Origin of the sequence: Vibrio sinensis, assembly GCF_003605645.1 — a bacterium.
Taxonomy (GTDB): domain Bacteria; phylum Pseudomonadota; class Gammaproteobacteria; order Enterobacterales; family Vibrionaceae; genus Vibrio; species Vibrio sinensis.
On the sequence record NZ_QVMU01000009.1, the window covers coordinates 1 to 16278 of the forward strand.

Consider the following 16278-nt stretch of genomic DNA (forward strand, 5'->3'; position numbering starts at 1 on the left):
GGCAGTGAAGTGAGTTATTATTTGGTCTGCATTCATAGTGTTTACTCATTTTATTGTGGTGATAAAAGTGAGATCACTAAACATCATGAATGTTCTTATCTTTATGAATTATTTTACTATTTTTCTCATATTTGAGGGGATACCTCAGTGCCTGTCCTTTTAAAAAAATTTTTAAATATCCTCTTTTAAATATTCTTTAAAATATTACTTGAAGATTGGTGTGTGTCCTTGTAAAAAATTAAAACAAAAATGCCCCAGTATAAACTTGGGGCATTAATATTTTATTTAATTAAGCAAGACCGCTATGGTTGACGAGATATAAACGCCTCTAGTTCCGCTTTTGTCGGCGCTCCATTTGCGCCCTCGGTAGAAACAACCATCGCAGCAACCAAATTGCCCAATTGTGCCGACTCAGCCAAAGACCATCCAGATGAAAGCCCAGCTAATACCCCACCACAGTGGCTATCGCCGGCAGCAATGGTATCGACAACCTCCACTTTGCAAGCGGGTATACTTACTGCCTCACATTGCGGTTCAATCACCCATGCTCCTTGCTTATCTAAGCGATAAATCAAGCTAACGCCCTGCTCATCAGCAAATTGTTGTGCGTCAGAAACCGATGCATCATCATTATCGACAAGCATCTTAAACTCATCTCTGTTGATGGTGAGAATCGGTTTTCTCGCCAATAACTGGGTAATGAAAGCCTTATCGATATCAGCGAATCTTGGCCCGAAATCCACGAAAATACGTATTGATTCGTCTAAATCAAGCAACCACTTTTTTAATGGCTCACTCTCTTTATCAACCAATTCATAACCTGACACATATACCAATGAGTTATTGCTCACGCCCAGTTGGTTTAGCTGCTGCTCACACCAATACTGTTCACAACCCTCAACCGTGATGAATGTACGTTCCTTGTCAGGTTCAACAATGGCTAAGCACCAACCATTGTCTACATGATCATTATGAAGAAGAGGGACAAGACCCTCTTGCAACATGGCCTTTTTCGTCATGTCTCCCCAAGAACCATTACCCACAGGGATACCATTCACGATCTCAATCCCTAAGCGAGCAAGGCTTCGTGCCACATTAAATGCGCAACCACCGATTTGTTTAGACTGCTCGCGAGCGACTTCGTCTCCACCACTGATTGGCAGTTGCTTCATTGTTAAAATGATATCGCCAAAAGCCGCACCCATAACTACGACCGGTAAGGTCTGATTGAGATTATTTAGATTCACAATGTGCCCTCGGTTTACTTAGACAGAATACGGTGTGCAATCAAGCTAACAAAGAATGATACAAACAGACCTAGGCTTGAACTAGCGAAAATACCAACCGCGAAAGGACCATCAATAAAGCCAGTATTAGTAACCAGTAAGCCAGAGATAGCACCGGCTAACCAACAACCCAACGTCACTTTATTCACGCCAGTTTCACCATAAAGCTCTTCAAAACGATAACCGCAATGCGCACGATGCACATAATAATCGTTAATAAAGATCGCAGCCCATGCAGCAAGGAATACTCCACAGAAAACCAAGAATGAGATAAATGGACCTAAGAAATCACCTGAAACAAATAGTACATAGATAGCAACGCCTAATACTAGAACCGCATCAATCGCAATAGCAGTGCGTTGCTTTAATTTCACGCCAATCGTCAATAGGTTTAAGCTCGCTGAATAAAGACTGATCACAGCGATGGTAACAATGCCCGCAACAGCCGCTAACAAGTAAGGGACAGCCATCCATGACGGCAATAAAGTACCAATTGCAGCAATTGGGTTTTCATGAGAAGCAAGATCAGGGATCTGTGCTGTCAGTAAGATACCCGCAATAATTAGCAGTAACAAAGGTAGTGCCGCACCACCAACTACCGCTGCAAAAATGCCACTATTGCTTGATTGTCGAGACTGATCTCGACTGTAGTCCGCACCTGCAATAGCCCAACTAATACCAGTGCCCGCAGCAATAATAGAAACAGCAGGTAAAAACCCAGTTAACCAATCACCTTGCGGTAGTGCCATAATCGCCACCCAATCTGCTGTGCTCAGTAAGTAACCCACAACAATTAGTGTCATCACACCAAAAGAACGGGTAATCCACTCTTGCATCTTGAGTACGGTATTTTGTCCCAACATACTGACAAACACGGTCAGGCCACCAAACAAAAGTAACGACAATGCAGTAAGATAGACCGACTCTTCAACGCCCATCGCCACAAACAGAGCAGACAATGTCAGCGTGCCGGTGATAATATTAACGGCTTCCCAACCCATTAAGTTCATCCAACAAAATGACGTTGGAGCAATATTACCTTTCTTACCAAAACCCGCTCGAGAGAGAGTCAGTGTGGTTGTGCTACCAATTTTACCCGCAATACTGGTGATACCAACTAAAGAAAATGATGCAACACCGACAATAGCCGCTAATACAGATTGGAAAAATGATAAGCCAAATGACACTATAATTGCGCCATAGACCACCCCCAAAATACCGATATTTGCCGCGCACCAAACAAAAAATAGCTCTGTTGGTGATTTGGTTTTTTGATCTTCAGGAACAATATCAATACCAAGAACATTGACGGAAGACGACTCTTTTTGAGCGCCCACGTTTTTACTTGACGCACTTGCGTTATCAAAACTCATTCTACTCACCTTTTCCATTAGGTCTGTATTCATTCAGTTTTTCAGCGTAATGGCTGAAAGAGGTATTGTTTGCTTGTTCAATCAATTCGATGCTTTCTGCAGGGAACACATCAATGCCATGTATTGCGCCACAAATCGCTGTCGCCATTGCACCAATAGTGTCAGTGTCTCCCCCCAAATTGGCAGCTAACTCCGCACACACCATTGGATCTGTATTGGCGGCATCGACAAGGGCAATCGCGGCGGGAATGGATTCAATAATGTCCATTCCTGCGCCCACCTGTTCGTAAACCACTTTCACGACTTCTTGCTTATAAGCATGTGATGCAATCTCAGCATCAGTGGCAATTGCGTGTTGTTTTTTAATCGCAGCAATCAAATCCATCGCATAAATGATTCGATAGCCTAATAGTGGACTGAAAGTGGACTGGTATTTTTGTTGCGCTACATTGGCAATTTCACACAGCTCGTCTTTGATTTCATGCCAAGCAGCACCATCAATAGCGCGACTGATACACCAAGCAACAGCCGTTGCTCCGGCGATAGCAATATCTGATTTATGCGTAGCAATGCACGATAAACGTACGTCAGCAATAAACTGCTCTAAATCATCACAACGTAATAAACACCCTATCGGGGACACACGCATAGCAGAGCCATTGGTCACCCCATTTGATTCAATCAGCTCAACATCAATACCTTGCGCAATATCATTGAGAGTTTTCTTCGAAGTTGGACCCAAAATGTTCTTGTTGAACGCGTCCACATCGTTAGCCCATTTAATGATGTGCTTTGCTACAATATTCGGGTCGATTTCGCCATCGGCTTCAATAATAGCTTCAATCAATGCAATAGCTTGACTGGTATCATCAGTGTACTGACCTTTTTCAAATTCATTGGCCGCGATATTCTCTTCTGGGCCCGCAAGAAATTCATCAATCCAGCCAAAATAGCTCTCTACTCGGCTTTTTGGCCACAATTCAGATGGCATACCAAGTGCGTCACCATAAGCCTGTCCGAGCAAACAGCCCTGAATTCGCTTAAGTGTTGTATTGTTATTCGTTGTAGAGGTCAGTGTCATTTTGTATCACCATCGGAATCTATTTTCTGAGCCAAGAATAAGTCCAGTTAGAGTCCAATAAAAGTCCTTTGATAGTCCAGTGTGACAGTTCCCACATTATTTGTTATTCTGTGCGTCAGTCCTGATAATTTGATTTTTTGAAAAATGACGAGCCAAAACATAGTCACTGCGATTAAAAATAATCTCAGCGAAAACTCGCTAGCACCAAAATATATTCAATTAAAAGAAAGCCTTGAGTTCATCATCAAAAAGCGAATTATTGCAAATGGTGCTGTCTTACCCTCAGAAAGAAAATTGGCAGAAGAATTGAGTGTATCAAGAGTGACCATCGTCAAAGTTCTTGAAGAACTAAGACTGTCAGGTTTGATCATAAAAAAACAAGGCAAAGGGACAACGGTGAACTTCCCACTGGACTACAACTTGTCTGGTGGCGGATTTTCTTCGCAATTACACAACCAAGGCCAATTGTCTAACCGCTGGATCGCACGAGAACTGATTGATGGTAAGCAAACTATTCGACAAGAACTCAATATCACTGAAGCGAGTAAGGTGGCGAAAGTGAAGCGAGTACGTTTGGCCGACAATATCCCCGTCTCTATCGAGACGATGTATATCCCTCAAGTTTATTTGCCAAGGCCAGAATTATTGGAATGGTCGCTATACCAGTTTTGGAATGAACAAGGCATCAAACCTTGTACTCAAGAGTATGAAATTAACGCCCATCAACTGACTCAAGAAGAAGCAGACATGCTAGAAACTAAAGTCAGTGAACCGGCCTTAAAAATAATCCTCAAAAGCCTAGATCAACAAGGTCATGTTCTAGAATATGGATCGGCTATTTGCCGCAGTAGCAGTTATAACTTTCGCTTCAAAGTTCAATTAGTGGATTAAGATAAGTGGCTGTTAAGTGATTCCAACCACACTGCCTGTAACCAGAAATCATTTTAGTTAATTGGTGGCACACATTCTGAATATATGGCGTGTGTCCCTTTAAACTATGCTTCCCTCTAAAACTATGCTTTGAAACTTAAGAAGTCTTTATGACCTGTTAAAGACAATAATCAGTGAAAGGACAGACACTTTAAATACCGTTTAGCAAATTTTCGACGCCTTGGAACTAAACCTATACTTAAGATATACCTCTCTATTTATACTCACGTTTGGCCATAAACGAGGTCAGTTTTTTCCAGCCTCGTTTTCCAGTGCAAAAACAAAAAATGGGGTTACTTAACCCATCGATTTAATTTCCAATTCAAGATTATCTAAATAGTACATAACCAAATCTGCCGCAGCTTCCATTTTATTTATGCATTCAATGCCTTTTTGAGGTTCATTGTTGGCAAAGTACGCCAAAGCTTTTTTGCCAAAAAGGTGGACTTCTTCATGTGGCTTTTCTAATTGCTTATACGACTTACATTCATGAAAAACGAGTTTTCCTCGACCTTCATAATACCAACAACCTAACCGGCATTGCTTATGATTCGTTAAGTTAACGCTATCAAAACAGCCGTTATCGACAGCCTGGTAGATGCTCATTTTCCATACAACATGATCTAACTGCACTAAACGCAAGAAAATCGAGCTATAACTGATCTTTACCAACGAAAACAAATCTTCTGCTTTAATGATCAACGAACGAACTATATCCATGAGTTCTACGATATTTGCATGTAGTTTCTGACACTCGTTATCCATAACGTTAAAACTGTTTGAGGTCATTTCCGAATTAGTCTTTATCGTATCAACCACTGATTTAATTTGCTTAGCAGAATTAGAAGCATTCCCAGCAAGAGTCCTGATTTCACCAGCAACAATAGTAAACCCTTTACCATGTTCTCCAGCGCGTGCCGCTTCGATAGTTGCGTTTAATGCCAATAAGTTAGTTTGTTCAGAAATTTTTGTAATATTGACAACAAGTTTATCTATTAATTGAGAACTCATATTCAAATTATCAATAGAAATATTATTATCAACTAAATGTTCCATTAAAGACTGGATTGAAATACGAAAATTATCTAAAACTTCTAACCCAGAACGATGCTCATTAACGTGACTCTCTAAACAATCTTTCAAGCCATTTGCAGCATGTGCGATATTATCTCTAATGCCATTCAAAGCGCCCATTGTTCGGAGCAAATTACCCACAATAGAGGTTTGAAGACAATTCAGATCGTTTGATTTGTCTAGCACAACATTACCTTGTTCAATTTCGCCTTTTAAACTTAGGATTAACTCATCTTTCTCGTTCACCAGTTCAATAAGTTCAGAAATTCTAGATTTTGATTCGTTTTTACTTAAATATGAAAACATCACTCTACAACCTTAAATACATCCACTAACAGATCAACCAAGCCTTTTAAATCAATATTTAACTGACAATATCAACTTTTCTTATACTTCTTAATAATTCTGAAAATTCCTTACCAGGTAATGGTGGGCTAAACAAATATCCTTGAGCCATCTTACAATTCATACTCTTTAAAAGACCACATTGTTCTCTAGTTTCGACACCCTCAGCAATAACGTCACACCCCAAAGATATTCCCATTGTTATCATCCCCTTAAGCAGTTCTATATTATTTGAGCAAACGAATGTCCTATCTATTTTCAAGCTCGCAAATTCTATATCGCGTAAATAAGAAAAAGAAGAGTAACCGGTGCCAAAATCATCAACTGAGAATTTGATGCCAAATTCTCTCAAGTTATTTAAATTATCCATCACTTGTTTTGTTTCCATATAAATGGATTCAGTAAACTCAAAATGAATATTTTTAAATTTGTAATCTAGGGCATCAATAATTGATTTCACATCGTTCACAAATTCAACATGCATTAGTTGTTTTATTGATATGTTAATGTGAACACTAAAACTATCTGCATTAACAATGCTATCGCAATTTAATTTAAACCACATTAGTGACTTTTTTAATATAGATAAGCCAATTTCGTCAATGAGTCCCACATCTTCTGCCAGTGGTATAAAATCTAAAGGTCCAATAACTCCATTATCGGGATCGACCCACCTAGCCAAAGCCTCAACCCCAACGATCACCCCACTATCCAAATCGACTATTGGTTGAAAGTATGGAACAAACTGATCATCTATCACGGCATTTTTTAGCCGATTATATTCTTTAATTTCCAATTCGCTATTTTGACGAATAGAACTATCAAAATGGATATGCCTCACCATATTCCGTTTTGCTTCATACAATGCTAACTTAGCATCATCAAGCAAAGTATTCACATCAATACGATCTTCTAATCTCGATGATGACCCAAACCAAAAATCCACATAAATTGTATTTGAAAATGAATCGAATGGTATATTACTTATGGTTCTTATTTTACTAACAAAGTGTTCTATACGTAAGTCAGCACTTATCCCAATAGCATACTTTCCAGATGATATACATATTAATATAGCATCATCCCCAACGACATTTTTTAAAACTGAAGTTAGACTTTTTATAAACAACTCATATTCTTCATATTTTAAACGTTCTGCAACACCATTAATAGATTCTACTTCAAATAATATACACGAAGTTAAATTTATTTGACCAATATTATTATTTACCCATTTTTTGTTTGGCAAAAGTGTTATACTATCAATGTAATCTTTACGATTATCAAATTCTATCTTTTCTTTAACTCTATAAATTAAATTATTTATTGATATTATTAGCCTAGATATAGGGATAAACCTTTTCTCTAACTTAATATTCCCATCCTGGGATAGATCTATAGATACAATTTTTGATTCAAGACGGATAATAGCTGAACATAAACAATGGCATAATAAAAATAGGAAAACATAAAGTGCCATCAAAAATAACACTATCACTGTTAAGAAAGTATTATCACTTTGAGAATGAAAGAAATCAAAACCAAAACAATAAAATAATACAACGCTAATTACAGCTAAAAATAATAAGGTAATATTAAATGCCATTCTAACCATATTGCTCACTATTTATATGCTCCTTACATTTGGAAAATGCTTGTTCATAGATTTTTTCATATTCGATAATCTCTAACTCATCTGTATCCAATGTATGTCTAATAAATCGGTCACTAAACTCAATTAACCTAATGACATCTGGGGCAGATTTCCTTTCAGGCCAACACCTTGAAAGCAACTTAATAATGTTTACATTAACACTTTTAATATAAGGGCATTTTTCTTTGATTTTGAGATATATTTTCAATAACTCTTTTGCATCAGAAATGCTAGTTTTAATATGTCTATGTTCATTTCTCAAAAAAGATAATTTTTTTTCATTCAACTTGACTAATTCTGATTCCATAACAATTTTACTGCTAAGAATGATAGCGCTAGATTGGTTCCGGTCTAATAATAGGTTTAGTCGTTTAATAACATGGCAGAATTCAGATTCATAACATAATTCGTTAAGAAGCCATGCTAAGTGATACACACCATAAAAATGGCTCAAACTATTTTCATTATAGACCTTATTAATAATACTCATTGCTAATTTATAGTTACTTGTTTCAAGAGCTATATGAGCTAAGAGAAGTTCAATTTCATCATGTATATCCTTATCATAATGAGTTCTAACCTGAGCTAGTATTGCTTTAGCTTCATTAATAAGGACACCCTTATTCTCATTATTTTTACAAGCATAAAGGAGAACTCTAATATGATTTAACTTAGAATAAACACCATCTCTGTATGTATCTCTGTTTATTTTTATATATAGATCGTATCTATCTAGTGCAGTGGCAAATTCACTTTTTGACAAACATAGATTAACAATGACAAGTTCCCGCTCTGAATTTCCAGGAACAAGTTTACTAGCGATTTCTAATTCAGCGATAGCTCTTGGAATATCATCATTCAATAAACGTATATTCGCCGCCCCCATCCTGACGCTAACATCTTCTGGTGTTATTTTTAGCATGTCGTCGATAAGAACCGTTGCTTCTTCCAGATTGCCAGATTTTCCCATCTCATTGGCAAGGCCGATTTTAGCCCAATTGAACTGTTTTTTATTTAAAATATTCTCATATACATCTCTAGCATTTTGATGAAGTTCTATTAAACTAAGAAATGATGCTCGAAACTTCTCAATTAAAAAATAATATTCAGGGTAAAGAGGCAAGAGTTCATTACATAGCGTAATTCCATCATCATAATTTTTTTGCTTTTCATATGCATATAAGTTGTGTAATATTTTTTTTCGTCTAATAGCTGAGGATATTCTACTTTTTAATGTTATTATATTAAATGGTTTTAAAAGATATTCATCCGGCTTCAACTCTATTATTGCCCTTATGGCAAATGCTGAATTTTCAGCCGTGATCATTATAAATACCGTGTCATTTTCAATAGCATTAATATGTACAAGCTCTTCAAAAAGCTGCTTTCCATTAATTCCTTTGCCAAAATTGTAATCACTAATATATACGTCAAATTTTATCTTAGCTGAATAATAAACAACCTCTTTCGCTGTTTTAGCGATATATAAATTTCTATCTACTATCCCTAGTTTAATCAACATAGATTTCAACGAGCTGATGACTATCGGTGAATCATCTGCAATAACGACAACTAGATCAGAAAATCTAAATTTATCAGGAACCAAAACCTACGCCTCCACTACTCTCCCCAATGATTGGGCTGCCTTTCCTTTTCACGATCTTTACTAAAAAACAACATAATAGACATGCTTAATGACTAATTAATCAGTATGTAATGCGCTTTTTCCGTAGCACATCTAAACTATCACATTAGTGCATTAGCGAAATCTATTATGTTGAGTAATTTTTTTTATCGTACGATAAAGCAAATCGATCGATCAGTATTATCGATCGTGTCGATCGACAGGAGTGATCAAAACATCATGGAGACAGAATTAAATTCTTTTATAATCAATAAGTTGACTAAAATGTCAGTTAATACGTTAGGCTAACCACGTTAATTACGCATAAATTATCGATCCATCCAGATCAATAAAACATCAATTTGAAAATCAATGTATATCAGCTTCATGATAGAAAAATACGACATGCATAAGTTTGAACTAGTGAAAACCTTGAGATGAAAAATCATGTACTTGTAGATAGAAACTTGAATTTAGAATGAGCTCATTCTGATCAATATCCCAAACCACTAAATTGGAGCTTAAATATTTCTCTCTTGATTAAGCGATAAAGATCATGAAAGACTAATTTGTGATATCAATCACCAATTAAAAAGTATCGATAACGTTCTGGAGAAAGTAGTACCGTCATTATTAAGGAATGAATAACCCACTTTTAAACCAACATAAGGTGTAAAAACCGTCATATTCGATGCATCACAGGCGATACTGAAATTACCACTGTGCGTTCTTTCATCTCGAATTCCGTTATCTTGGCACTACAAGTCATCAATCCTTTCAACTCTTACATTGGTTAATGTTTAAACGCTATGTAAGAACCTCAGGTAAGCACTATTGCACCAAGTAAAGTAAAAAGATGTTTCTGAACTCACATTATTATTCACTCTATTTTTCAACCAAGCTGTTCGGTTGAATGATTTGACCATGGCCTAATGCCGGGTACCAGTTAGAAATTAAACGAAACTTGACCGCGGTAGAGACGCTGTCGCCGGGAATACATTTATCAAACTTTGGGAAACCAAGTTCTATCAGGAACTTGCACGCACGAGGGGCATTACGTTCGAAATTATTGAGCTGAACGGACGTTTCCCAAATGTACATGGTGTGCCACCAGCGACAATCGAGCGTATGGCTAGCCAGTTCGAACCTTTCCATGCAGAAACGACGCTTGAGGGTTGATAGCTATGAAAAACACAATCAAAATTAAGGGGCTAGAAACAGCTCTTGAGCAGGCTCAAATCAGAGCATCAGCACGCAGGCTTACAGAAAATAAAGTCTACGATAATCTAAACAACGTTCAAGCTAGATGAAATCTTATATAATAAAGATCAAGTGGGCATAAAGGTTTGTATTACAGTCGAAACTAAAGTCGCAGCCAGTTATCAGCGTATACCTCAATCAACTTTGTTAGAACTGTTGTCCTACAAGCTTCTACCTAATTAGAAAAATCATCTTGAAGCCTTAAATGTTTATGTAACTATCCCGTCGAATTTCAAGAATACACAATGTACCGTCGGCTTCGGTACACCAAACCTAATTAGTTCCGAACACGTTTTTTGAACAAAACTCACACAACAGCCTTTTGTAGGAATAATCCGACTTGAACTTCGTTTTTTATTCTCCAAAATCAGTCGCTTATTCAACATTTAAATACACCACACAATAGCATGTTTATTAACTGCAACTTATCGGCTGTTTAATGCATGACTAAAAACCTAAACAAAATTAATAACAAAGGATATTCCATGAAAAAAACATTAGGAGCAACATTGCTTCTTGTTGCTGGGTTTAGTTTAAGCCCCGTTGCTGCAGCTGTTGCTGAAAATGTAAATATTGAGACTTCAGCAAATGAAAGTCAGTGGTGGAGCACGTATAGCGTTGAAATTCAAAATACTTCAAATCAAGATATTGATATGAAAGAATCTACGGTAGAGTTTCTACTGCCTAATGCAATCAACGATGTTAATTTTGTATCTTCAACGCTCTCATATCCGAGCTGGACGATTGAACATGAATTCACATCTGAAGGTGTTTATCACACGATCACTTATAAATTTGATGACGGTGTATGGGTTAAAAACACACTTCCTCGTGATGGATCATTCAGTTTATCCTTTGGACTAAATAGCCAACTTCCAGATTTCCAATCGTTTGAAAACTCAATTAAATTCAATGGCTCAGGTGGTGGACAACCGCCAACACCAGAGCCAGAGTTAGACTTATCAATTCTTTCTCCTATTGATGGACAAAAATTGGTATCTAATGAAGCAACCGATATTACGATTTCTATTGCTGGTGAAAGCGCCTCTAAAATCGAATTTTGGGTCGATGGCAGTAAAATTGCCGAGCAAAGTGTCGAGCAAGATAAAACAGATTACTCGCAATCTTGGACACCAAGTGAACTCGGTTTTGCAACCATCAACGTACTTGTGTTTGATGAGAAAAACCAACAACTCAAACAGCAATCTGTCACGGTTGAAGTGGAATCTGATCACGATTTCTCAGCACCAGAAATTCGTTTCATTACACCAGAAAATGGCGCTACTTTTAATAAAACAGAAACCGTATCTATCTCTGTTGATGCGTTCGATATTGACGATGACCTAACCTCTGTTGTTATCGAAGCTAACAACGCTCAAATTTGTGAATTTGATGCTAAGCAATCTGAGCCATTTGCTTGTGATTGGCAACCATCACAAGCCGGTTCAGTGACACTGAGCGCAATCGCTACCGATGAGCAGAACCTAACAAACACGACAAGTGTACAAATTATCGTTACCGAATCGAGCAACAGCTGTGGCGATGTCGCACCATATCAAGATGGAATCAGCTACCAAGTTGGCGATCGCGTTTCGAATGTTGGTGAAGTCTTCTCGTGTACGGTATTTGGCTGGTGTGGTAACCCAGTATGGGCTCCAGGAACTGGACATCCTAGCTACCCTGATGCTTGGAAAGATGCGTGGCAATCAGAAGGGCAATGTGATCCAAACGCGGTACCTGACATTGGTTTAGAAACGCCTGCTAACGGTGAGCGTCTATCTCCGAATAAACCTTTTGACGTAATCATCAATGCGGTTGACGAAGACGGCGAAATCGTAAATGTAGAAGCCTTGCTTAACGGTAAGGTTGTCGCAACAGCTACGCAACCAACATCAAGCAATCAATACAAACTGACGGTTCCAGGTCAGGCAGAAGGTGCTTATGAATTAGTAACAGCAGCTTATGACGACAAAGGTGCATCAGCGGCAACGGCACCAATTACATTAGCGATTACCGACCAAGATCTTGTCGTTGGATTGACCTCTCCTGTTGATGGTTCAAAATTCACGCAGGGACGTAGCATTAAACTTGCTGCTGACGCAGAAAGCTTCGTTGGCTCTATTCAGTCTGTGACGTTCAAAGTAAATGAAACGGAGCTAGTCACACTGAATAAAGCACCATACGAATATGAGTGGGTTGGTGCACAAGAAGGTACCCACACCATTGAGGCTATTGCCATCAATACTGAAGGTGACACGCTAGCAAGCCCAGTGTCGACAATTGAAGTACAGGAAGCGAAACCAGAAACAGGTTTACGTGATAATCCAGACCGTTCAATTACTTATTTGACCTCGTGGGGACTGACAAACATTGAAGAACTTCAAAAATCTCAAGGTGATGCATACTTCTTGTCTTTTGGTAAGTGGGACTCTAACGGTAACATCCAAGTAACGGATGGAATGATTGAACCAAGTTACAACGACTCTTGGATGGCTCCAGGCTACCAGTCATGGACTGAGCTAAAACATAGCCACCCAAATAAAACCATGATGGTTGCATTTGGTGGTCAAACGCATGAAAGTATGTGGGCTTATATGGAATCACCTGCTGCACGCGAGTCGATTGCCAATGGTCTTGTTGAAATGATGAGCAAGCCTTATCCAGTGTATAAGAAAAACCTGAAACCAGAAGAGATGGTTGGAGAATGTCTTGCGACGAACTGGTCTGGTGAGTGTGATTACAGCAAATATCAACTTGCTGGCTACGTAAGTATTGATGGCATCGATTTCGACTACGAAAAAGCCGCACGCCTTACTGAACAAGAGAACCGTAACCTAGAAGCGTTGATTGATTTGATTCGAACCAAAGTCGGTAAGAGTAAGCTTATCTCTTTAACAACTTACCATGTAGGTGCCGACCCTGTTGAGTGCGCAAACCCAAGCGTTATTGAAAACTGTTCATTCATCGAACCAGATCGTTCTAGCCACCATGGTGAAGTTATATCACTACTTCAAAATACGAAAGAAAGCGTAGATTTCTTCAATGTAATGGCATACGACGCGGGTAAAAACTTCAAGTACGATGTCGCTATGGCAAACTATGCCAAACACGTTGGTGACCCATCAAAAATCGTGCTTGGTGCAACAATCAATAGCCAATGGGGACCAGATGGTCGCTTTGTTGAAACTCGTGAAAATAATATTAAACGAGCAAAATGGCAGAAAGCTCAAGGATACGGCGGTTTCTTTATTTGGACGTTAGGCTCAAATACTCAAAGCCTTTCTATGCAAGAGCAAGTTGAATACTTCAACGACATGATTTCTCACAACTAAACCATCGCTAAGGGGCACTGTCTAAACGCAGTGCCTCATCTTTACTACTCTAATCTAAATAGATTGGACACATTGCTAATGTGAAATTAAGCATAAACTTCGTTATAGTGTTCGATTCACAGCGCGTTTTGGTCAGCAAAGAGAAGCGAACTCCCTTTGGATAGTCATGTGAGTTTTGTAAAAAACAGGGGTGGCAATACGTGTGTAGTACACGCCAGAAGCCAGTTTTATCAAATACATATGTATCACCTATCTGTGTTAGGTGACTTTTCTATGCTTCAGATACGAAAAAAGCCTTTGATAATCAAAGGCTTTTTTCTAAGAATAAGTGGCGGAGAGATAGGGATTTGAACCCCACCGCTAAAAAAATATTTAACGTAAACCCTTTATTTGAAAAGATTTATTCAATAAAAACTGCAAATCTAGTTACAAACGTTTAAGTCATTTGACTTGTTAAAAATATTACACAGCATTCGCAAAAAATTCAATTATTTCCCAAGCAATTCTCATGACTCATCATAAAGACTATTAACCTCTTCCTACTAACAAAGAAAGCGTATCTCGTCTCAAAACGTGGCAAATGTCAAAGTCTAGTTAAAGCCTAACGGTTTACCTACCATTACAGATTTTTAGCAAATATAGATTTATGATCCATTGTCAGACAAAATTCCTTTTTATATGCATGTAAACTCATTAGAATAACTAAAAATACTTCTATAGAGTAATCCAATGAAATCTATACGCGTACGAAATCTCAGAAGCTTCAATAACACTTCTGAACAACCGTTTATTAACATAAAGCCTATCACCATTTTTGTAGGGAAGAATAGCTGTGGAAAAAGTAGTTTACTCCGTACTTTTCCACTATTAAGACAATCAGTTGAAGCAAATACTAGTGGACCATTTCTTTGGTATGGTGACTATGTAGATTATGGGGCTTTTTCTGAAGCTATAAATAAAAACACAACTGAAGAATCAATATTTTTTGATTACAAATTCGACTTGGCCATCTATAATAAAAACTCTTTTATAAGGAGAGAAAGTCAAACTAGACCTGTTGAATTGAGTATCGAGGTTATAGAAAAGAACAAACGCACTATAGCTAAATCCATCAAAATTAAATTTAACAATACAGATATATCAATAGATTACTCAACAAGAAATATATATATTGACGACGTTAAATTACTCTCTCAAATATATATTTACTCTCCTAGTAACGCCATAATACCTGAAATTTCAATTGAAGATTTTGACAATGATAACTTACATGATTTTGAGAGAACTACATTTTCCAATTCAATACTCAATGAAGATGATGAAGGTGATGAAGATGATGAATTACTAATATACTTATCCGAAATAGAGGATACTTACCGTTCGAACAGCGCCATATCTAGAGATATCACTTTAAAAATAGCTAATATATTATTTAACACGATCGAAAAACCAACGTTAAAATATGATGATTTTGAAAACAGCATTGTTTCAAGCCTATCATTACTTGATCCTGCGGAGATAAAAAAAATACTAAGCAGCACATTTCAATTAAATAGAGAATTAACTGATTCAGAAATAAACGAGATTCACCGACTATGCTGCATAAACTATTTACCACTTCTTATCGAATCAATTAATAGTTACTTAAATCAATTTACTAAATCAATCAAGTATGTAGCTCCTTTGCGCGCCACTGCAGAGCGATTTTATCGTTTCCAAGATCTTAGAGTAGAAGAAATAGATCATACAGGCTCTAACTTAGCTATGTTGTTGAGAAACTTGCATCTCGCTGAGATGAAACGTTTTCAAGAATGGTCACAAAAAAACTTTGGTTTCTATGTTTCAGTTCCCGAAACCAATAGTTTACACTACGAAATTAAAGTAACTATTGATAATGAGACACAAAACATTAGTGATATGGGCTTCGGGTTTTCCCAAATTCTTCCAATAGTTACTACTCTTTGGTTAGAGACTTCCTCACCCCGCCTAAGAAGACGACGTACATCGCTAACATTTGTTTTAGAACAACCAGAATTACACTTACATCCAGAATACCAAGCAATACTTGCTCGTGTTTTTGCATCAGTTGCATTAAATTATAACAATACAATAAGAAAAGTTAATATTATTTTTGAGACACACAGTAAAACTATGATTGATGCTATTGGTGACTTCATAGAAGAAAATAACTGTCCTTCTTTAGCTGCTATATATATATTCAATAAAGAAGATAAAATAACAAATGTTATTGAATCTAAGTTTGATGAAGATGGTGACTTAGTCAACTGGCCTATTGGTTTTTTTTCAGGCAGATAATAT

At 37.5% G+C, this 16278-nt stretch carries 10 protein-coding genes; 3 read left to right on the plus strand and 7 right to left on the minus strand.

Translation table 11 applies throughout. The features are described 5' to 3' along the window. Positions 1-302: 302 nt before the first annotated feature. From DZ860_RS11265 to DZ860_RS11275, 3 genes are read right to left on the minus strand one after another with little or no spacing between them, the layout of a single operon-like run. Positions 303-1247 (minus strand): PfkB family carbohydrate kinase, encoded by a 945-nt coding sequence (locus DZ860_RS11265; protein ID WP_243641848.1) that lies wholly within the window; start codon positions 1245-1247, stop codon positions 303-305. A gap of 14 nt (positions 1248-1261) precedes the next feature. Further along, on the minus strand, positions 1262-2659 hold the full coding sequence (locus DZ860_RS11270; protein WP_207890623.1) for a purine-cytosine permease family protein: 1398 nt from the start codon (positions 2657-2659) through the stop codon (positions 1262-1264). Position 2660: 1 nt separating this feature from the next. Beyond that, complete coding sequence (locus DZ860_RS11275; RefSeq protein ID WP_120031306.1) at positions 2661-3740, minus strand: ADP-ribosylglycohydrolase family protein; 1080 nt, start codon at positions 3738-3740, stop codon at positions 2661-2663. Positions 3741-3884: 144 nt separating this feature from the next. Between DZ860_RS11275 and DZ860_RS11280 the strand changes: the two genes are divergently transcribed. After that, positions 3885-4631 (plus strand): GntR family transcriptional regulator, encoded by a 747-nt coding sequence (locus DZ860_RS11280; RefSeq protein ID WP_120031308.1) that lies wholly within the window; start codon positions 3885-3887, stop codon positions 4629-4631. Positions 4632-4967: 336 nt separating this feature from the next. Here DZ860_RS11280 and DZ860_RS11285 read toward each other — a convergent pair whose 3' ends face one another. The 4 genes from DZ860_RS11285 to DZ860_RS11300 all read right to left on the minus strand — a co-directional run bounded on the left by DZ860_RS11285 (position 4968) and on the right by DZ860_RS11300 (position 10468). Then, positions 4968-6050 (minus strand): methyl-accepting chemotaxis protein, encoded by a 1083-nt coding sequence (locus DZ860_RS11285; RefSeq protein ID WP_120031310.1) that lies wholly within the window; start codon positions 6048-6050, stop codon positions 4968-4970. A 58-nt stretch (positions 6051-6108) separates the two neighbouring features. Continuing rightward, positions 6109-7704 carry a bifunctional diguanylate cyclase/phosphodiesterase gene (locus DZ860_RS11290; RefSeq protein ID WP_120031312.1) on the minus strand — a complete coding sequence of 532 codons (1596 nt, stop codon included), beginning with the start codon at positions 7702-7704 and terminating at the stop codon, positions 6109-6111. Continuing rightward, positions 7697-9349 carry a response regulator gene (locus tag DZ860_RS11295; RefSeq protein WP_120031314.1) on the minus strand — a complete coding sequence of 551 codons (1653 nt, stop codon included), beginning with the start codon at positions 9347-9349 and terminating at the stop codon, positions 7697-7699. The genes DZ860_RS11290 and DZ860_RS11295 overlap by 8 nt, the downstream gene beginning before the upstream one ends. A gap of 903 nt (positions 9350-10252) precedes the next feature. Continuing rightward, complete coding sequence (locus DZ860_RS11300; RefSeq protein ID WP_120031315.1) at positions 10253-10468, minus strand: hypothetical protein; 216 nt, start codon at positions 10466-10468, stop codon at positions 10253-10255. 644 nt (positions 10469-11112) lie between these two features. Between DZ860_RS11300 and DZ860_RS11305 the strand changes: the two genes are divergently transcribed. Both DZ860_RS11305 and DZ860_RS11310 read left to right on the plus strand, forming a co-directional pair. Then, a complete protein-coding gene (locus tag DZ860_RS11305) occupies positions 11113-13959 on the plus strand; it encodes an Ig-like domain-containing protein (RefSeq protein ID WP_120031317.1) in 2847 nt (948 codons plus the stop codon). Positions 13960-14688: 729 nt separating this feature from the next. Then, the gene (locus DZ860_RS11310) at positions 14689-16275 is read left to right on the plus strand and encodes an AAA family ATPase (protein WP_120031319.1); all 1587 of its coding nucleotides are present in this window, start codon (positions 14689-14691) and stop codon (positions 16273-16275) included. The last annotated feature ends 3 nt before the right edge of the window (positions 16276-16278 follow it).

Bases quoted from the DNA above. Each gene is read 5' to 3' on its own strand.
- DZ860_RS11305 (WP_120031317.1), top strand. From the start codon at position 11,113: ATGAAAAAAACATTAGGAGCAACATTGCTTCTTGTTGCTGGGTTTAGT.
- DZ860_RS11285 (WP_120031310.1), bottom strand. From the start codon at position 6,050: ATGTTTTCATATTTAAGTAAAAACGAATCAAAATCTAGAATTTCTGAA.
- DZ860_RS11275 (WP_120031306.1), bottom strand. From the start codon at position 3,740: ATGACACTGACCTCTACAACGAATAACAATACAACACTTAAGCGAATT.
- DZ860_RS11300 (WP_120031315.1), bottom strand. From the start codon at position 10,468: ATGTACATTTGGGAAACGTCCGTTCAGCTCAATAATTTCGAACGTAAT.
- DZ860_RS11310 (WP_120031319.1), top strand. From the start codon at position 14,689: ATGAAATCTATACGCGTACGAAATCTCAGAAGCTTCAATAACACTTCT.
- DZ860_RS11290 (WP_120031312.1), bottom strand. From the start codon at position 7,704: ATGGTTAGAATGGCATTTAATATTACCTTATTATTTTTAGCTGTAATT.
- DZ860_RS11280 (WP_120031308.1), top strand. From the start codon at position 3,885: ATGACGAGCCAAAACATAGTCACTGCGATTAAAAATAATCTCAGCGAA.
- DZ860_RS11270 (WP_207890623.1), bottom strand. From the start codon at position 2,659: ATGAGTTTTGATAACGCAAGTGCGTCAAGTAAAAACGTGGGCGCTCAA.